17 protein-coding genes are annotated in these 19551 nt (G+C 55.7%); 8 read left to right on the forward strand and 9 right to left on the reverse strand.

Annotated elements, in window-relative coordinates; genetic code table 11:
* Positions 1 to 14: 14 nt before the first annotated feature.
* The 3 genes from ELY38_RS17230 (at position 15) to ELY38_RS17240 (ending at position 2448) form a co-directional block, all read left to right on the forward strand.
* Positions 15 to 578, forward strand: coding sequence for a type 1 glutamine amidotransferase domain-containing protein (locus ELY38_RS17230; RefSeq protein WP_127063400.1), 564 nt, complete (start codon positions 15 to 17; stop codon positions 576 to 578).
* On the forward strand, positions 578 to 1711 hold the full coding sequence (locus tag ELY38_RS17235; RefSeq protein WP_127063401.1) for an App1 family protein: 1134 nt from the start codon (positions 578 to 580) through the stop codon (positions 1709 to 1711). Before ELY38_RS17230 ends, ELY38_RS17235 begins: the two co-directional genes overlap by 1 nt.
* A 62-nt stretch (positions 1712 to 1773) precedes the next feature.
* Positions 1774 to 2448 (forward strand): zinc metallopeptidase, encoded by a 675-nt coding sequence (locus ELY38_RS17240; RefSeq protein WP_127063402.1) that lies wholly within the window; start codon positions 1774 to 1776, stop codon positions 2446 to 2448.
* A 3-nt stretch (positions 2449 to 2451) separates the two neighbouring features.
* On the opposite strand, the gene cmoB is transcribed toward ELY38_RS17240, so the two are convergent.
* Together cmoB and cmoA are read right to left on the reverse strand one after the other, a co-directional pair.
* A complete protein-coding gene (gene cmoB / locus ELY38_RS17245; protein ID WP_127063403.1) occupies positions 2452 to 3444 on the reverse strand; it encodes a tRNA 5-methoxyuridine(34)/uridine 5-oxyacetic acid(34) synthase CmoB in 993 nt (330 codons plus the stop codon).
* Positions 3445 to 4188, reverse strand: coding sequence for a carboxy-S-adenosyl-L-methionine synthase CmoA (gene cmoA, locus ELY38_RS17250; RefSeq protein WP_127063404.1), 744 nt, complete (start codon positions 4186 to 4188; stop codon positions 3445 to 3447).
* Between the two features lie 100 nt (positions 4189 to 4288).
* On the opposite strand from cmoA, the gene pgi reads away from it, so the two are divergent.
* From pgi to serB, 4 genes are all read left to right on the forward strand, one after another.
* Positions 4289 to 5986, forward strand: a complete 1698-nt coding sequence (gene pgi, locus ELY38_RS17255) for a glucose-6-phosphate isomerase (RefSeq protein WP_127063405.1) — start codon at positions 4289 to 4291, stop codon at positions 5984 to 5986.
* Positions 5987 to 6187: 201 nt separating this feature from the next.
* A complete protein-coding gene (gene parE / locus ELY38_RS17260; RefSeq protein WP_127063406.1) occupies positions 6188 to 8083 on the forward strand; it encodes a DNA topoisomerase IV subunit B in 1896 nt (631 codons plus the stop codon).
* A gap of 6 nt (positions 8084 to 8089) precedes the next feature.
* Entirely contained in the window at positions 8090 to 10342 is a 2253-nt protein-coding gene (parC, locus tag ELY38_RS17265) for a DNA topoisomerase IV subunit A (protein WP_127063407.1), read from the forward strand.
* Positions 10343 to 10346: 4 nt separating this feature from the next.
* Positions 10347 to 11552 carry a phosphoserine phosphatase SerB gene (serB, locus tag ELY38_RS17270; protein WP_127063408.1) on the forward strand — a complete coding sequence of 402 codons (1206 nt, stop codon included), beginning with the start codon at positions 10347 to 10349 and terminating at the stop codon, positions 11550 to 11552.
* Positions 11553 to 11597: 45 nt separating this feature from the next.
* Here the strand turns inward: serB and ELY38_RS17275 are convergent, their stop codons facing one another.
* From ELY38_RS17275 to ELY38_RS17305, 7 genes are all read right to left on the reverse strand, one after another.
* Positions 11598 to 12428 (reverse strand): DUF6694 family lipoprotein, encoded by an 831-nt coding sequence (locus ELY38_RS17275; RefSeq protein ID WP_340148042.1) that lies wholly within the window; start codon positions 12426 to 12428, stop codon positions 11598 to 11600.
* 178 nt (positions 12429 to 12606) lie between these two features.
* A complete protein-coding gene (locus ELY38_RS17280) occupies positions 12607 to 12993 on the reverse strand; it encodes a Na+/H+ antiporter subunit G (RefSeq protein ID WP_127063540.1) in 387 nt (128 codons plus the stop codon).
* Between the two features lie 40 nt (positions 12994 to 13033).
* Positions 13034 to 13303 (reverse strand): K+/H+ antiporter subunit F, encoded by a 270-nt coding sequence (locus ELY38_RS17285; RefSeq protein ID WP_127063410.1) that lies wholly within the window; start codon positions 13301 to 13303, stop codon positions 13034 to 13036.
* Positions 13297 to 13794: a Na+/H+ antiporter subunit E gene (locus tag ELY38_RS17290; RefSeq protein ID WP_127063411.1), complete on the reverse strand. Its 498-nt coding sequence runs from the start codon at positions 13792 to 13794 to the stop codon at positions 13297 to 13299. Before ELY38_RS17290 ends, ELY38_RS17285 begins: the two co-directional genes overlap by 7 nt.
* Positions 13791 to 15302: a monovalent cation/H+ antiporter subunit D gene (locus ELY38_RS17295; protein WP_127063412.1), complete on the reverse strand. Its 1512-nt coding sequence runs from the start codon at positions 15300 to 15302 to the stop codon at positions 13791 to 13793. Before ELY38_RS17295 ends, ELY38_RS17290 begins: the two co-directional genes overlap by 4 nt.
* Complete coding sequence (locus ELY38_RS17300) at positions 15299 to 15631, reverse strand: Na+/H+ antiporter subunit C (protein ID WP_127063413.1); 333 nt, start codon at positions 15629 to 15631, stop codon at positions 15299 to 15301. The genes ELY38_RS17295 and ELY38_RS17300 overlap by 4 nt, the downstream gene beginning before the upstream one ends.
* Entirely contained in the window at positions 15631 to 18462 is a 2832-nt protein-coding gene (locus ELY38_RS17305) for a monovalent cation/H+ antiporter subunit A (protein ID WP_127063414.1), read from the reverse strand. Before ELY38_RS17305 ends, ELY38_RS17300 begins: the two co-directional genes overlap by 1 nt.
* A 166-nt stretch (positions 18463 to 18628) precedes the next feature.
* Here ELY38_RS17305 and ELY38_RS17310 point away from each other — a divergent pair, with 166 nt between their 5' ends.
* Positions 18629 to 19510: an ion transporter gene (locus ELY38_RS17310; protein WP_127063415.1), complete on the forward strand. Its 882-nt coding sequence runs from the start codon at positions 18629 to 18631 to the stop codon at positions 19508 to 19510.
* Positions 19511 to 19551: the final 41 nt, after the last annotated feature.

The following is a 19551-nucleotide window of genomic DNA, read 5'->3' on the forward strand; positions in this document are numbered from 1 at the left end:
AAATGGAGAGCATGATGAATCAAGCACTGAATGGCAAACGAGTAGCAATTGTTGCGGCCGATGGCTTTGAAGAGTCTGAATTAAGCGCGCCGCGCGATGCACTGAAAAAAGCGGGTGTTGAAGTTGATATTGTGACACCCGATGGCAAGGGCATCCGAGCTTGGGCTGAAACCGACTGGGGCGATACTTACGAGGCTGATAAAGCGCTGACAGACGCTAAGGAGGCTGATTACCACGCGCTGGTATTGCCCGGCGGCTTGTTTAATCCCGATGAACTGCGGGTAAATGAAGACGCTCTAAGCTTTGTAAAAGCATTTTTCCAGGCAGGTAAGCCTGTCGCTGCCATCTGCCATGCGCCATGGATTTTAATTAATGCGGGCGTAGTGGAAGGCCGTCGTATGACTTCAGTACCTACCGTGGCACAGGATTTACGCAATGCTGGTGCTGAGTGGGTCGATGAAGCGGTCGTGGTGGATAATGGTTTGGTCACCAGCCGTACTCCGAAAGACCTGGACGCATTCAATGCCAAGCTTCTAGAAGAGCTGCAGGAAGGGCGTCATTCAGGCCAGCACGCCTAATGTCATGGTTGAGTCCGTGGGCAAGCTTTGTTAAAAGGCTTGTCCATGTTATCGCAAGACCCATGAAGCGTGACCGTGGCCACGGGGGGATGATGGTTCATCCTTACCGCGGCTACGGTTCGTCAAAAGAAGTATTTGTCATGGGGCGGGTGTTTCGTCAGGCCGCTCTTGGCCGTGCCATCCCAAGGCGCGGCATACTGCGTGACACTGCCGATGTAACCCGACGCATTTTTCGCCGGGGCTTGGCCGATGCCCAAGTGAATATTCGTATTGGCGAGAACGATTTAACCCTTAAAACCGATCGTGACGGTTATTTCGATGCTCACCTGCCTATTACGCAATCGCTACCCATCGATGTTTCCTGGCACCGGGCCGATATACACGTACATGCCGAGGGCCAGTCGCCCGTACGCACCAGCGTTGAAGTCTATATACCTCCACCTGAAACAGACCTTCTAGTCATCAGTGATATTGATGACACCGTCATGTTCACCGGCGTGGCAGAAAAACTGAAAATGCTGTATCGACTGTTCGTGCGCAAACCGCATCGACGTACAGCATTTCCTGGCGTGGCCTCGCTTTATCAAGCCTTGCATCGCGGAGAAACCGGAAAGGCCGAGCGGCCTATTCTGTACGTATCACGTGGGCCGTGGGCCATATATGAAATGCTGGAGACGTTTTTCCAGCTAAACCGTATACCTGTAGGGCCGATTCTATTTCTGCGCGAGTGGGGTATTTCGCTTCGCCACCCCTGGCCGCGTCGGGCTGAGGCGCACAAACGCATGCTGATTGACCGGATGCTCACTCTGTTTGACGAACTACCATGCATCTTGATTGGTGATAGCGGCCAGCATGACCCTGAAGTATATGCCGAAATCGTCAAGGCCTATCCGGGCCGCATCAAGGCGATTTATATCCGCCGCGTGGACAAGGATCCCAAGCGCGAAAAGGCTATTGAGTTATTGCGCGACGAGCTTGTCGATACGCAATGTGAGTTGGTGCTCGCACCTGATAGCGTCCTCATTGCCGAGCATGCCCATGCCAATGGAGATATTTCGGCATGGGGGCTTCAAGCGGTTATTCGGGATGTTAAAGAACACCGCGAAGAAGAGCGTCAGGAAGCCCAATCATAAGGTATCGTTAATGATCTACCCATGGTAAAACGGAGCCTTAAAACATTGGGTAGCCAATCGCCATGGTCGTTCTGCTTATCTTCGTTGCGCTGGCAATCTTCGTATTGCCTAACCTATGGGCCAAGTGGGTACTTAAGCGCCATAGGCGAGGCCGTGATGACTACCCTGGCAGTGGCGCGGAACTGGCCGAACACCTGTTGCGCCGCCTGGGCTTGGAAGGCGTCAAGGTTGAACGTACCGAGTCTGGTGATCATTACGATCCTGAAGCACGCTGCGTTCGTCTTTCAGCCGAGCACTATGATGGACGCTCGCTTACGGCTGTCACGGTAGCTGCTCACGAAGTAGGCCATGCCATTCAGCATCATCAAGGCTATGCACCGCTACTGGCGCGTAGCCGTATGATAGGGGTGGCGCAAAAAGCTGAAAAACTGGGGGCGATCCTTATGATGGCCGCGCCTTTTCTGTTTCTTTTGACGCGTTTGCCGGGCGGGCTGGCTATGGTAATCGCGATAGCGGTGATCAGCTTTGGTACGGCGACGTTGGTGCACTTGATAACCTTGCCCGTCGAATTCGATGCCAGCTTCAACCGTGCGCTACCGCTTTTGAAAGAGTACGTACCACCCTATGATATGCCGGGTGCCCGGCACGTACTCACCGCCTGCGCCTTTACCTATGTAGCCGCCTCTCTTGCCAGTGTCCTGAACCTCGGCCGCTGGCTGGTGATTTTGCGAAGGTAAGCGCTAGCCTGGCCTGTTGGCAATAATCACCGCCCGCCGTGGCGCTGGATAGCCTTCAATAGTACGCGTGCGGTCATCGGGGTTTAGAAAATCGGCCAGTGACTGATAGGTCATCCACTCGGTCGAGCGCTGCTCGTCAAGTGTCGTCACCGCCTCATCCACTACTCGGATATTGGTGAAGCCGCAGCGGCTAAGCCAGTGGCAGAGCGCTTTTGAGGAAGGAAGGAAGTAAACGTTAGGCATCGCGGCATAACGCTCGCCCGGTACAAACACCGTTTGCTCATCACCCTCTACCACTAGCGTTTCCAACACCAGTTCGCCGCCCGGTGAAAGGGCGGCTTTCAACTGCTGCAGATGCTCAAGGGGCGAGGGGCGGTGATAAAGTACGCCCATGGAGAACACCGTATCGAAAAAGCCAAGGTTCTCCGGTACATCCTCGATCCCGACCGGCAGAAATTGCGTGCGCCCCCCGTCGGCGTCGCCCACAAAGTGGCGTACCGCCTGAAACTGCCAGTAGAAGCGGGGGGATGGGTCAATCACCAGCACGAAAGCAGCTCCAGCGCCGGTCATACGCCAGGCGTGATAGCCGCTGCCTCCGCCCACATCCAGCACCTTGCGGTATTTGAGAGGCGAAAGGTGAGGCGCTACGCGCTGCCATTTCCAGTCTGAGCGCCACTCGGTGTCAATATGAATGCCGCCCAGCGAGTAGGGGCCCTTGCGCCATGGGGCAAGCTTTTTAAGCAGGTTGAAACACTGGCGTTGCTGGCTATCGTTCAGAGCAAGCTCCACCGTCAGCGTATCGCTTTCAAGCTTAACGTGGCGCTGAGTGGGAAGGGTGGGCAGTTTGGCTACTGCCTTTTCCCAAGCAGGCAGGTCGCCGTGGCGCTGGCGGTCCAACCCCTTGGCAAGCTGTTCGGGCAGCCGGGCAAGCCAGGTGGTCAGGCCCTGGTCTAGAAACGCCTGGTATAAAGCGCGGTGGTCGTCAGGAATCTCCACTCATGCCTCCTTGAACGCGATAACCGAGGCAAAATTCAGGTACTGGAACCAAGTCACCGAGCGTGGGAAACCGGCCTGCTGAAGGCGTTCGTGCAGCGCGTCCAGCGTATCGGGTACCAGCACATTCTCAAGCGCGGTACGCTTTTGGCTGATTTCCAGGTCACTGTAACCGTTGGCGCGCTTGAAATCGTGATAGCGCTCTACCCGCCAGGCATTATCCCGCTCATCTGCATCAACCGTTTTTTCAGATAGTACTAGCACGCCACCGGGTTCAAGGGCGTCAAAAAGCCGCTTTAACAGCGCGTCCCGATCGGCGGGGGGCAAAAACTGCAGGGTAAAATTAAGAATGACCATGCCAGACGGCGCATATTCAAGCGTCCGGATATCGGCTTCTTCCACGCTCATGGCATGGTCGGGGCACTCTTGTGCAAAGGTCTGTCGCGCTCGCGAAACCATCGCAGGCGATAAATCAACGCCGGTATAGTGGAACGCGTCAGGCGCAAGTGCGCCCGCCAGGGCCAAGCCAGAGGCACCGAGTGAGCAGCCCAAGTCATAGACATGGCCCCCATGGCGAAGATGGCGCTGGGCAATCAGGCTCAGCATACCCAGGATTTGGCCGTAACCCGGTATGGAGCGGCGGACCATATCGGGAAAACAAGCGACTACCTGTTCATCAAAGGAGAAGCGCGCCACTCGATCAAGGGGTGTCGAAAAGATAGCGTCACGGTAAGATGCATTACTCATTGGCAAGCCGGGGGTCATCAAAAAGGGTAGATAGTTTACGCGCCCTGATTTGACCAGAACAGACCCGAGCTGCATGGTTCAACGCCACAGGAGACGGCAAATGGCCTCAGCATCACGCGCTACCCCCGATAAACTGCCCGCTTGGCAGACACTAAAACAGCATGCCGAGGAACTAAAAAGCGTTCATTTGAAAACGTTGTTTGGTTCAGATCGAAGCCGCTGGTCAAATTTCACCCGTCAGGTGGCAGGCTTGACGTTGGACCTTTCCAAGCAGCGCTGGGATGACGATACTCTGGAGCATCTGTTGGCATTGGCTCATGATGCTGGCGTGCCGGGGGCCATTGACGCCTTGCTCAGCGGCAAGCGGGTCAATACCAGCGAGAACCGCCCAGCGCTGCATACGGCGCTGCGCTTGCCTGCTGACGCGATTCTTAATGTGGAAGGTGAAGATGTCGTTGCTGGTGTACATGAAAGCCTTGCCCAGATGGAGCGTCTGGTGTGCCGCCTGCACGCAGGGCAGTGGCGTGGAGCTACCGGCAAGCCTATTCGTCACGTAGTGAATCTGGGGGTAGGCGGTTCGGATCTGGGGCCGCTCATGGTGACTCATGCGCTTGCCGACTGCCGGCCTCGCGATATCCACCCGATTGAGGTGCACTTCGCTTCAACCATGGATGGCTCGCAGCTGGCCGACTATCTAAGCCGTTTCAACCCTGAAACCACTATTTTCGTGCTGTCTTCCAAATCGTTTACCACCATCGATACGCTTTCAAACGCCAATACGGCGCGCGACTGGCTGCTGGGGCGTTTAACCCACCATGGTGACTTTGCAAGCACATCAGACGTAAGTGCTGAGCTGATTGTGCGACAGCACTTTATCGGCGTGTCGGCCAGCCCTGAAAAAATGAGCGAGTGGGGAATCGCAGCTGATCATCAGCTTAAATTCTGGGAGTGGGTGGGCGGGCGCTACTCGCTGTGGGGCACGATCGGTCTGCCTATCGCGCTGGTGATTGGCATGGCGAACTTCCGCGAGCTGTTGGCCGGTGCGCACGCCATGGACAGCCACTTTCGTGAAGCGCCCTTGGAGGATAACCTGCCCGTACTGCTGGCGCTTGCCGGTATCTGGAACGTGAACTTTCTGGATATCCGTGCCCATTCAATCCTGCCGTATGATGGCCGCCTGGAATATTTTGCAGCCTATCTTGAGCAGCTTGAAATGGAATCCAACGGCAAGTCGGTCACCCGCCAGGGTCAGGCCGTCAGCTATTCCACCTGCCCGGTACTGTGGGGGCAGCTAGGTCCCAACGCTCAGCATGCGTTCTACCAGCTCTTGCATCAGGGAACCCAGCCGGTGGTCTGCGACTTTATCGCGCCGTTAAAGCGCTACGACGAAGTTGCCGACCCCGACACCCGCCGACATCTCAAGGCCCAGCATAGGCTGGCGCTGGCTAACTGTTTTGCACAGTCGCGCGTGTTGATGCTGGGCGATGATGCGCTTGACGATGACGGGCCACGCCCGGAGCACAAGCGCTATCGCGGTAACCAGCCCTCCACCACGGTACTGCTCGATAAGCTGACTCCCCACAGCCTGGGTGCTCTGATCGCGCTTTACGAACACAAAGTGTTTGTTCAGGCTGTTATCTGGGATATCAATCCGTTTGACCAGTGGGGTGTGGAGCTTGGCAAGCAGATTGCGACCGATACTCAGGCGATTATCGAAGGCGAGGGCGATATTGCCAGGATGGATGCCTCCAGCCGTGGGTTGATCGAGGCATTCTGGGCCGCCGAACAGGATGAGTAATCACTACTGGCGGCAATAGGTGATAGGGTGAAAAGAGTGCGCCATGATGCAAGCCTTAGTAGGGCGGCTCTTCTCTCCTGCCAGTAATAGATATGGCTGGATATACAGCTTTTTGCTTTTCCGCTATCCTAGTTCTCTTTTTCGGCCGCCGGTACGCGTCTTTGGTGGCCGCACGCTTTATCCTTCAGGAACCGACGTTACATGACCCAGTTTGATGCCTCTCAGTACGGCGCGAGTTCTATCGAGGTCCTGTCCGGGCTCGAGCCGGTACGTAAGCGTCCCGGTATGTACACCGACACCTCACGGCCTAATCACCTTGCCCAAGAGGTAATTGATAACAGCGTTGATGAAGCGCTGGCCGGCCATGCCTCCGCCATTCGTGTCATGCTGCACAGCGATGGAGCCATCGAGGTGCAGGATAACGGCCGAGGCATGCCGATTGACCTTCATCCCGAGCATGGTGTCTCCGGGGTGGAGCTGATTCTGACCAAGCTGCACGCAGGCGGCAAGTTCTCCTCGTCAAGCTATCGGTTCTCCGGCGGCCTCCATGGCGTTGGTGTCTCGGTGGTTAATGCGCTTTCACGGCGCCTGGAAGTAGAAGTTACCCGTGATGGCGCGCGTCATGCCATTGCGTTTGAGCACGGCGACAAAGTCGAAGAGCTGCATGAAATAGGCAAGGCCGCTAAACGCGCCACCGGAACCTTGGTACGGTTCTGGCCCGATGAAAGCTACTTCGACAGCCCCAAGCTTGCGCTTTCAAAACTTAAACACCTGCTGCGCGCCAAGGCAGTACTCTGTCCAGGGCTTGCCGTTACCCTGATTGAGCCCGATGGCACCACGACCGAATGGGCCTATGCCGACGGTTTGCGCGATTATCTGGCAGAAGCCACCGACGGCTATGACGTGCTGCCCAGCGAGCCGTTTGTAGGCCACTTCAACGATGATGAACATGGCGTTGACTGGGCCATTCAATGGTTGCCGGAAGGCGGTGAGTCGCTGCTTGAGAGCTATGTCAACCTGATCCCCACGCCGCAAGGGGGAACTCACGTTAACGGTTTCCGCTCTGGGCTGCTGGATGCGCTGCGCGAGTTCTGCGAATACCGAAACCTGCTGCCGCGAGGCATCAAGCTCACCGCTGATGATCTTTGGGAGCGCGCATCTTTCGTGCTCTCTGTGAAGATGCTCGACCCTCAGTTTGCAGGACAGACCAAGGAGCGCCTCTCCTCGCGTACGATTGCAGGATTTGTCTCGGGTGTGGTGAAGGACGCGTTCTCGCTCTGGCTCAATCACCATATCGACCAAGCCGAACAGCTGGCTGAACTGGTTATCAGTGCCGCCCAGCATCGTCAGAAAAAGGCCAAGAAGGTAGCTCGTAAAAAGGTTACGTCAGGCCCGGCGCTTCCGGGCAAACTGGCAGACTGCTCGGGCCAGGACCCTGCACTCAGCGAGCTGTTTCTGGTGGAAGGGGACTCGGCCGGAGGCAGTGCCAAGCAGGCGCGTAACCGTGAAACCCAGGCAATCTTGCCCCTGCGCGGCAAGATTCTGAACACCTGGGAGGTCGAAACCCACGATATTTATGGCTCTCAGGAAGTTCATGATATTGCGGTCGCGATTGGCGCTGATCCGGGTAACGCCGATCTTGAAAAGCTGCGCTACCACAAGATCTGTATTCTTGCCGATGCCGACTCGGACGGCCTGCACATTGCCACGCTGCTGTGTGCCCTTTTTGTACGCCACTTCCCAGCGCTGGTGGATGCTGGCCACGTATTTGTTGCTATGCCACCCCTTTACCGTATCGATCTGGGCAAAGAGGTGCATTACGCCCTGGATGAAAGCGAAAAGGCCGCTGTTCTCAAACAGCTTGCTAAAAAGCGCGGCACCCCGAACGTACAGCGCTTTAAAGGTCTGGGTGAAATGAGTCCGCTGCAACTGCGCGAAACCACCATGGCCGTAGAAACGCGACGCCTGGTGCAACTGACTCTGGAAGTGGGCGACGGCACCATGGAAATGATGGACATGCTGCTTGCCAAAAAACGCGCCAGTGACCGCAAGAAATGGCTGGAAGATTACGGCAACCTCGCAGACATTGAGGTATAACCCCCGATGACCATGGATATTCAGGTAGCAGAGGGCGACGTCGAACGCCTGTCTCTGCGCGACTATACCGAAAAAGCGTACCTTGATTACTCGATGTACGTCATTCTAGACCGTGCCCTGCCCAATATCGGCGACGGCATGAAACCCGTGCAGCGGCGGATTATCTACGCCATGCGCGAGCTGGCCCTCCACGCCAATGCCAAGTACAAGAAGTCCGCGCGTACCGTGGGCGACGTGCTGGGTAAGTTTCACCCACATGGCGATAGCGCCTGCTACGAAGCCATGGTGCTTATGGCCCAGCCGTTCAGCTATCGCTATCCGCTGGTGGATGGTCAGGGCAACTGGGGTAGCCCAGATGATCCCAAATCGTTTGCGGCCATGCGCTACACCGAAGCCAAACTTTCCAAATTTGCCGAGGTGCTGCTGGGCGAGCTGGGTCAGGGGACGGTCGATTGGGCGCCAAACTTTGATGGCACCATGCAGGAACCGCTGGTACTGCCTGCCAAGCTACCCCATGTATTACTCAATGGCGGCACGGGTATTGCCGTGGGCATGGCGACCGATATTCCACCGCATAACGTTTCGGAAGTCGTTGAGGCCACGTGCCACCTGTTACGTAATCCGAAGGCCACCACCGTTGACCTGATGGCCTTCATGCCCGCACCGGATTTTCCGACCGATGCGGAAATCATTACGCCGCCTGCAGATCTACGCAAGCTCTATGAATCCGGGCGGGGCTCGGTAAAGCTGCGTGCCCGCTATACCCGTGAAGAAGCCAATATCGTCATCACCGCCGTCCCTTACCAGGTCAGCGGTGCCAAGGTGCTTGAGCAGATCGCTGCGCAAATGCAGGCAAAGAAACTGCCCATGGTGGCGGACCTTCGCGACGAGTCGACGCATGAGGAGCCCACGCGCCTGGTGATTGAGCCACGCTCCAGCCGCGTGGACGTTGAATCCCTCATGGCCCATCTGTTTGCCACCACGGATCTGGAAAAGAACGTGCGGGTCAACATGAACGTGATCGGCCTGGACGGTCGTCCACGGGTGATGCCGCTGCCCGAGTTGCTTGGTGAATGGTTGCAGTTCAGACGGGGCACCGTGCGCCGACGCTTGGAGCACCGTTTAGGCAAGGTAGAGGACCGCCTGCACATCCTGGAAGGTTTGCTGACGGCCTATCTCGATCTTGACGAAGTCATCCGGATCATTCGCGAAGAAGACGATCCCAAAGCCTCGTTGATTGCCACCTTCAGTCTCTCAGAGCGCCAGGCGGAAGCCATTCTGGAGCTGCGTCTGCGTCATCTGGCCAAGCTCGAAGAGATGAAGATTCGTGGTGAGCAAAATGAGCTTGAGAAAGAGCGTAAGCGTCTTAACGACCTGTTGGGCAGTGATGCCAAACTGACCACGCTGATCGAAAAAGAGATTCGTGCCGCTGGTAAGGAACACGGCGACGAGCGTCGTTCGCCGCTGGTTGAGCGCACTGAGTCCAAGGCGCTTTCTGAAGTGGAGCTGCTGGGCGCTGACCCGATTACCGTCGTGCTTTCCGAGAAAGGCTGGGTGCGTGCTGCCAAGGGCCATGATATTGACCCTGAAGGGCTCTCCTATAAAGCCGGGGACAGCTTTCATCTGGCGGCGCGAGGTAAAACCAACCAGCCGCTCGTGCTACTCGACGATACGGGGCGGGCCTATACGCTAGCCGCCCATAACCTGCCCAGCGCGCGTGGCCAGGGTGAGCCCGTCACCGGGCGGGTGAATGTCTCCGCAGGGGCCCAGATGGCGGGGCTCATGCTGGCTCCGCCTGACCGGCGCTTTATATTGGCAAGCGACGGCGGCTACGGATTCATGGCTCGACTTGATGCGCTGATCGGCAAGAACAAGGCGGGCAAGGCAGTGCTGAGTATACCCAAAGGGTGTAGCGTGATGGCTCCCATCGAAGTGCCGGACGGTGAAGAGCTGTGGGTGGCCTCGGTTTCCAACGAGGGGCGCTTGCTGGTGTTCCCGCTGGATCAATTGCCTGAAATGACCAAGGGTAAAGGCAATAAGATGCTGGATATTCCCGGGGCCCGGGCTGCCCGACGGGAGGAGTTCGTGCGAGATATCGCCGTACTCACTTCAACCGATGTGCTGGTCATTCATGCAGGTAAACGCAAACTCACGCTAAAAGCCGATGATGTAGCGTATTATCGCGGCGAAAGAGGCCGGCGGGGCAGTAAACTGCCGCGTGGTTTCCAAAAAGTTGACCGGTTAGAGGCAGGGGAGTAACACAATGGCGAAGCGTTGTTTGATTCGAGCGACGGGCGTGGCCCGCCCTGGCCAGCTAGAAGAGCTGGGCAAGGCACTTGCCAGCACGGGCGCCCAGCTTTTGGATATCAACCAAAGCGTCACGTTTGGGATGCTTTCCCTGGAAGCCCTGGTAGGGCTTGATCATGATAACGCCCTAGAGGCAACGCTGAGTGAAGCAGGCGATGCGCTGGGGCTTGATGTACAGGCAATTACCGTTAATGCCGAAGATTATCAGCGCTGGAGTAGTGCTGATGCCCAACCCCGGCTGATCTTGACGCTGTTGGCGCCTCGCCTTCCAGCAGGGATTCTGGCCGAGGTGGGCAGTTTAACGTCAGAGTTCGGCCTGAACATTGAATTGATTCACCGGCTCTCGGGGCGTGAATCCCTAGATGGCCAAGCCCCACGGGGCGGTGCTTGCGTTGAATGCTGGCTGCGCGGTGACGAAGCGGACATTGAAGCCCTGCGTGAAAAGGCGCTGGCACTAGGCGCTGAGCAGGGTGTGGATATTGCCATTCAGGAAGATTCGATCTGGCGGCGCCATCGCCGTTTGGTGTGCTTCGATATGGATTCCACGTTGATCAAAACCGAAGTGATTGATGAGCTGGCCCGGCGCCACGGTGTTGGTGATGAAGTGGCTGAGGTGACCGAGCGTGCCATGCGCGGCGAGCTGGATTTCCAGGAGAGCTTTCGCGAGCGCATGAGCAAGCTCAAAGGCCTGGATGAATCAGTGTTGATCAAGATTGCCGAAGAGCTTCCTTTGATGGACGGCGTTGAACGCTTAATGATTAATTTAAAGCGTTTTGGTTACCGCACCGTGATTCTGTCCGGCGGCTTTACCTACTTTGCCCGCCATTTACAGGAGAAGCTTGGCTTTGATGAAATTCATGCCAACGAGCTGGTGATTGAAAATGGCAAAGTGACCGGTGAAGTGCGCGAGCCCATTGTGGATGCAGAGCGCAAAGCCGAGCTCTTAGAGCAGATTGCCCGGCGTGAAGGCTTTACCCTTGAGCAAACCATTGCGGTAGGTGATGGTGCCAATGATCTCAAAATGCTGGCCAAGGCAGGGTTGGGTATTGCCTTTCGTGCCAAGCCGCTGGTTCGCGCTCAGGCGCGTCAGGCCATTTCCACGTTGGGCATTGATGCCGTGCTTTATTTGATCGGCTATCGGCAAACCGACTTGGTCGAATAAGCCATTCGCTAGCGCTTCAGGCGGTACCTGTGTACCGCCTGGTATTTATTGTTCGTTCAGGGCAATGCCTTGATACGCCTGATGAAGGTGCTCAAGCTTTGCGATTTCGCTCTCGGTCAGGGCTGGTGAATCCCAGAGCGGATTTCCTTCGGCATCCTTGAGGCCTTCAAGGGTCACTGTAAGCGTAGCATCGCTGGGTATCTGGGTATTTCCCCACGGGCCAAAACGATTGGGCGCAAGGCTCCATACTGCCGTTTCACCGGGCTCCAACCCACCCGAGACAACGTAGTAGAACGTATCATTTACCCAGGGAGTGGAGCGACCTTCGCTGGTGACAATTCCCTTTAGCAGTACCTGTGAGACTGCTTCATCCGTACCGTTGGTAACTTCAAGGTCAATGACCGGTTCAGGCGAGCCGTAGGGACTTTGGCTCATGTAGTAGCGGGCGCTATCAACGCTAAAGCGTGCCAGATGCGCTTTATCTTCATCGGCCCGAGCCTGTTTTTCAGTCAGGCGGGTCAACGTACGCAAGGCTTGTTCTCGTTCGCGGGCGCGCCTTTGTCGTAGAAGCTCATCGGCACGATGGATAACCTGGTCACCGGTCAGTCCATGCATGAGGATATTGGCCGCCTCGGCAATTTCGGCGCCATTCATGCGTTGGGGGCTTAATAACGCCATGCTGCTCAATGAGGGCATCGCCAGAATGGCGAGCGCCTTGTCAAACTCGTCGCGCTTGTAAACCGGTAGGGCCTCGCGCACATTCTCGATAGAGACAACCGCTGCTGGCATTGAGCTGGTATCTATTTTGGGATCTGAGCAACCGGCTACTACCAATAGCGACAGTGTAAGAGCCGATAGCCTTAGGAGGCTCCACATACATTCACCTCAGGACATTAAAAACGCAGGGGAGCTTACCCGAAAGCGATAGCAACCACTACCGTCTCTGCGAATTGTTAAAACAGTTACCTGCTGGTTGAAATAAGCGCTGGCGATAAAACCAGCGCTTTTTTCACTTCATGGGGCTAACTTTACTGGGCTATGGTATTGCTATCAGCTAGCCGTGCCCTCGATCAGGGTGCGGCACCGGTTTATCGCCTACCTCTTCATCGCGAAGTTCAACAGGTTTGCCCTCAGTGGTATCAATGTGGGGCAGTTGCAAGTGCAAGCCGGTCTTGGCCAGCAGGTGAGCACTAACGGGCGCGGTGATAAACAGAAATAGCGTAATCAGCATTTCTTGAATATCTGGCTTACCCTCCACACTCCAGAAATACACCATGGAGGCGATCAGCATGCAGCCAATACCTAGCGTTGTCGCCTTGGTTGGCCCATGTAAACGCATGTAGAAATCACGTAAATGGGCCATGCCCAGCGAACCGATGAATACAAATACGCCACCTGCAATCAGCAGTAGCGAGATAATGGCTTCTATCACTAGCTGCATCTTCATGCCTCCTCGTGGTGGGCAGTCATCATGGATGGGCTCATTCGATAATATCCCCACGCAGAACGTATTTGCACACGGCCACGGTGCTGATAAAACCAAGCATCGCAATCAGCAGTGCTGATTCAAAGTAGGTTTTACTGTTAAGCCAAAGCCCCAAGAGCACAATAAGCGCAATGGAATTGACATACATGGTATCCATGGCAAGCACCCGGTCAGGCATGGAGGGGCCAATGACCAGGCGGTAAAGGTTCATCAATAACGCCATCACCACCAGCGCCAGGGTGATATACAAAGCAAAGGCTAACATTCGTAAATCTCCTTGAGCGGGCGCTCGTAACGCTCCCGGATCTGTTCTATCAGTGCTTCTTCATCATCCACATTCAGTGCGTGAATCAGTAACGATTTTCCATCCATGCGCAGGTTGGCCGATACCGTGCCGGGGGTCAGGCTGATAGTGCTTGCCAGCAAGGTAATGGTGAACCGCTCTTCCAGTATCAAAGGATACTCAATGAAATGCGGTTTAAGCGTACGCCAGGGGTTGGATATCAGGTAAGCCACTTCAAAATTGGCAGTCACGATATCGCCCAGTACACGCAGCCCGTAACGAAGAAGTTTGAAGGGCTTTTTGATACGCGGACGAGCATCCCAGAAACGGTAGGTTAGCAGGGGAATGACAATGGCCAGCGTACCACCAAGTACAAACTGGCCGAAGGCATAGCTACGCACGAGTAACAGCCACACGATAAGCAGCAATATCGATAAAACCGGTGTGGGTAGCCAAGAACGCGGCGTAATCATAAAGCCTCCTCAGCATCAGGCAGTAGCGTATCAATCAAACGTTGCGGGTTGGTCAACTGCTCAGCAGTCGCCTGGGTGTAAGCGCTTATAGGGCCAGCCAGGGCGACCAGAAGTGGGGCGGCACTCAGTAGCCAGATAACCCCTAACCACTGACGCCTCGGTAGCACGCTACCGCTCAAGCTGCCACGCTGGCTTCTCCAGAACATGGTCGAGCCTGCCCGAGAAAGGGCTATCAGCGAAGCCAGGCTTGCCAACAGCAGAAGCGGCCATAGCCACAACCGTTGAGTGCCTTCAGCAGCATTGAGTACTAGCGCTTTGCCTATTGCCCCTGAAAGTGGTGGCATGCCAATTACGGCGATGGAGCCAATGAAAAACAGCAGGGCCAGCCCGCCACCCTGTACCATGGGACGTCCTTTTACAATTCGGGTACCTGCTTTACCCCGCTGTTGGCCGATCATATCGGCCAACAGGAAAAGTCCGCCGGTAACCAGCGTGGTATGCACTAGATAATAAAGCAGCGCCGATATTGCCTCGGGCGAGCGGATGCCTACACCTGCCAGCAGCGTGCCCACCGAAATAAGCACTAGATAGGCCACCAGCAGGCGTAAGTCACGCGCCGCGATAACACCTACACCAGCGACTGCCAGTGTCGCCAGGGCAAGCCACCAGATCCAGGACTGTTCAAGCGCTGCAAGCGTGCCTGCACTGTCGCTGAACATGAGCGTATAAACCCGCAGGATGGCGTAAATGCCTACCTTGGTCATGATTGCAAACAGCGCTGCCACCGGCGCAGGGGCAGCGGCATAAGCGCGAGGTAGCCAGAAATACAATGGCACGACGGCAGCCTTCAGGCCAAAGACAACCAGCAGCATCAGCGCGCCTGCGGTAACCAGCCCTTCACGTTCGGCAGGCAGGTTGGCCAACCGCTGCGCCATATCGGCCATGTTAAGCGTGCCGGTAGCCCCGTAGAGAATGCCCACAGCAATCAGGAACAGCGAGGAACCTGCAAGGTTAAGTACCACATAATGGACACTTGCCTGAATGCGGGCCTTACCGCCTCCATGCAGCAGCAGCGCGTAAGACGCCAGCAGCAGCACTTCGAAAAACACGAACAGGTTAAACAGGTCGCCCGTTAAAAAGGCGCCGTTGATACCCAGGAGCTGCCATTGAAACAGACCATGAAAGTTGCTGCCTTTTTCATCGTCACCTGCACAGGCATATATCACCGCGCCGATGGCCAGCAGAGCTGTCAGTAACAACATCAGCGCCGATAGCCGGTCGAGGACTAAAACAATGCCAAAAGGTGGCTGCCAGTCGCCGAGTGCGTAGTAAACAATCTCGCCCTGAATGGCCATATTGACCAACCCAATGGCGACGAGCAACATCAATATGGTGGCAATAACGCTGACAGTGCGCTTGTAACGTATCAACCCTTGGCGCTGATACAGCAGTAGGATGCCGGCCACCAGCGGCACGATCACGGGTAGAACAATAAGATGTTGAATCATTCACGGTCTTCCTTTTTGCCGTCTACGTGATCGTTACCCGCTTCACTGCGGGCACGCATGGCAAGAATTACGACGAATGCGGTCATGGCGAAGCCAATGACGATAGCCGTGAGAACAAGCGCCTGGGGTAGCGGGTCTGCGTAGCGGCCATCACCATGAACAATGGCTGCACCATCAGTAGTGAGGCCTCCCATGGAAAATAGGAACAGGTTCACCGCGTAAGAGGTCAGCGTTAAACCCACCACCACGGGGAATGTGCGCCCCCGCAGCGTTAGATACAGGCCGCACGCGGTAAGTACGCCGGTGGTAATCGCGTAAAGGGTTTCCATCAGCGAGACTCCTTGGCAGGTGGTTGAGCGGGCGTATCAGACTCTTTTGGGTCAATGACCGGGCGGTGCGCGGTCGTCACCTTGCCCAAATTGGCCAGAATCATAAGCGTGGCGCCCACCACGGCCAGATAAACGCCAAGATCAAACAGCAGGGCGGTTGCCAGTTCAAACTTGCCAACCAGCGGCAGGCTGAAATAGCCAAATGCCGAGGTAAGGAAAGGATGACCAAACAGCCAGCTGCCAAGCCCTGTCAACGTGGCAATGGCAACGCCCACCACGGCCACCGGCTGGAAGGGGAAGTCCAGACGAGCCTGGGCCCACTCCACGCCGCGCGCCATGTACAGAAGAATCAGCGCCACCGCGGTAATCAGGCCGGCAATAAAGCCACCGCCTGGCTGGTTGTGCCCGCGCAGGAAGATAAAGACGGAGACGAGAAGCGCCAGTGGCAATAGTGTCATCGAAATGGAGGTAAGGATGGCCGGGTAGCGGTCGGGGGACCATACACGGCCTTCACCGTCGCTATGAGGCATAAATAGGCGCAGGCGATTCAAAAGCTTGAAGATCGCCAGGCCTGCAAGTGCCAGTACGGTAATTTCTCCTAAAGTATCGAAGCCCCGGAAATCGACCAGGATAACGTTCACCACGTTATGCCCACCGCCGCCGGGTACGCTGTTGGCCATGAAAAAGCTGGAAATCGACAGCGTTTCGCGGGTCATGACCGCATAGTTGAGGCTTGCTACTACCAGCCCCAGCGCACCTGCCAGCAGCATGTCGCGCACGTTGCGTAGCGGGCTGGACTCACGCGGCGTTCTCTGAGGCAGAAAAAACAGCGCCAGCATCAGCAGAATCATGGTGACCACCTCAACGGAAAGTTGGGTGAGGGCTAGATCCGGTGCTGAGAAGCGCGCAAAGGTAAGCGCGACAAAAAGGCCGACAATCGACAGCATTAAAAGCGAGATCAGTCGGTAGCGGTGGGTGGCCGCCGTGGCGATACCGCCAAAAATCAGCATGCCAGCGCCAAATACCAAAATGCCGTCCGTTGGCTGGTTGCCTTTGCTGCCTGAGAGAATATCCATCTGAACAAGGCCTAGTACACCCATGCACAGCGCAGCCAGCAGCAGCCAGCCCATGAAGCGCTGTAGCGAATTGCCATCCAGTGCCGCTATGGCCTGCTCGGCGCGATAGCTCAGCGTTATCATGAATCGCTCGAAGACTCGGCGCGCATCCACGCTTGCAAAGGGTTGCAGATAGCGGCGCAAATCCGCATGCCGCCAATACATGGCGATGCCTACCGCGAAAGCAATAATACTCATCACCAGCGGTAAGTTAACGCCATGCCAAATGGCCAGATGAAAATCCAGCGGTTCGCCAAGTACTGCCTGGGTGGCGAGATCCAGCAGATTGGTGGCAAAAAACGCTGGGAAGAGGCCGACTACCACGCAGAGCACGACCAGTATTTCAACGGGCAGACGCATCAGGTGCGGCGGCTCATGGGGCTTTTTAGGTGATGCTTCCTTGGCCGGTTTATAGAAAACCGCATGTACTAAGCGAACGGAGTAAGCTACCGATAGAATACCGCCGACGGCGGCTAGCGCTGGAATAAGCCAGCTAAGCCCACCAAGAACCGGGGTGGCCAGCGTTTCGGTAAAGAACATCTCTTTTGAGAGAAAGCCATTAAACAGCGGAACGCCCGCCATGGCCGCTGCCGCTAGGGTAGATAGCAGCGCGGTGACCGGCATGGTCTTGCGTAGACCACCCAGTAGTTTCAGTTCCCGCGTGCCGGTTTCATGATCGATGATGCCCGCGCTCATAAACAGCGCCGCCTTGAAGGTGGCATGGTTAACGATATGAAATAGCGCGGCGAGTACGGCCATTGGGCTGCCAATGCCCAGCAAGACGGTGATTAGGCCCAAGTGGCTGATAGTGGAAAACGCCAGGATGGCCTTAAGGTCAGTCTTGAACAGCGCAAACCAAGCGCCGTAAAGCAGCGTAATGGAACCCACCAGGGGCACTACAACGCTCCACAGCTCGCTATCCGCAATGGCCGGGTGCAGGCGCGCCATCAGGAAGATACCCGCTTTCACCATGGTGGCCGAGTGCAGGTAGGCTGAAACCGGGGTCGGCGCTGCCATGGCATGGGGAAGCCAGAAGTGGAAGGGGAACTGGGCGGATTTGGTAAAAGCACCCAGCAGCACCAGCGCCAACATGATGGGGTAACGGCCATCAGCGACAATGCGCTCGCCGCTTGCCAGCACATCATCCATCCGATAACTACCGGCCATATCGCCTAACAGTAACAGGCCTGCTAGCAAGGCAAGCCCGCCGGCTCCAGTAATAGTCAGCGCCATACGGGCGCCTTTGCGCGCGTCACCGCGATACGACCAAAAGCCAATCAACAAAAATGATGAAAGGCTGGTAAGTTCCCAAAATAGCCAAAGTAGTATCAGGTTGTCGGACATCGAAATGCCGACCATCGACGCCATGAAGAGAATCAGAAAGGCATAAAAGCGTCCGTAGGGCTCATCCTTGGCAAGGTAAAAATGGGCATACAGCAGAATCAGCAGCCCGATTCCCAGAATTAACAGATTGAACAGTAACGAGAGCCCATCCAGGCGAAAAGCCAGCTCAAGCCCCAGTTCAGGCAGCCACGTAACGCTTACACGTAACGCTTCACCGGCCAGTAGAGCAGGCAGTTGCATCAACGTAAGCAATAGGGCAATCGCCGGCACTATGCCTGTTGCGAGTGAGCACAGTGTGCGACCGCGTTGGGCAGTGAGTGCCGGCACCAGTACACCCAACAAGGGCAGTAAGGCTATCCACAGCAGTGTCATGGGATCCATCCAGCGCAATTAAAATCTAAAAAATGCCACCAAGCCGCTCGAGGGCGTACCGGTGGCGCAGGATACGTTAAGTGAAACAAGAGGATATCACTTGTATGGTGGTGATGTGATTTTAGTATAAAGTGGCTGTGTAAACCGTTTAGAGACTCCTTGTTCCATGAGTGAACCCTTCAATACCTGGCAAAACCGCTTCGAGAATCTGCGCAGTAACAAGATCTTCGAAGGCATTGTCATCTCCATTATCGTGCTCTCCGCCTTGGTGATTGGTGCGAAAACTTATGAAGAAACAACGCGAATAGAGCAGTGGTTGCTCTACCTGGATATTGCGGTAACCATCTTCTTTCTGATTGAGATTTTGATCAGAATGGCCGCCGAACGCAACTTGATCAGCTTTTTCAAGAAAGGCTGGAACGTCTTCGATTTCCTGATCGTCACCGCCAGTCTGATCCCCATGGATGATTCAGAGATGGTGCTGCTGGCACGGCTATTAAGGATTTTCCGGGTGCTACGCCTGGTATCCATGATTCCTGAACTACAAATGTTGCTGGTTGCGTTGGTGAAATCCATTCCCAGAATGGGTTATGTCGTCCTGCTGATGTTTATCATCTTTTATATCTATGCCGCGATTGGCAGCTTCCTTTTTAACAATGTAGACGAAGGGCTGTGGGGTAATATTGCCCTGGCCATGCTGACGCTCTTCCAGGTAGCCACCTTTGAAAGCTGGGCAACCGCCGTGCTGTATCCCACCATGGAGGTTTATCCCTACGCCTGGATCTATTTTCTTACCTTCATCTTTTTAAACGCCTTCATCTTTTTGAACATGATGATTGGCATCGTGCTGGACGTCATGCAAAAAGAGAGCGCTCAAATGGCGCTGGATAACGGCGAAGGCGAAGAGGCCGAACTACAGGCGTTGCGCAGCGATATTCGTGGGCTTAAAGCCCAACTTGACCGCATGGAGTCCGCAATAGCCCAGCGTCATTCGTCTCCGGCTGAGCAGGGTTCGAACTCACCAGATGCTCAGCACACCGCACGTTAAAGCTGCGATGTTGTAGCGTGCCTAGAATACCTGTAATACCA

This window comes from Vreelandella nanhaiensis (genome assembly GCF_003990185.1).
Taxonomy (GTDB): Bacteria; Pseudomonadota; Gammaproteobacteria; order Pseudomonadales; family Halomonadaceae; genus Vreelandella; species Vreelandella nanhaiensis.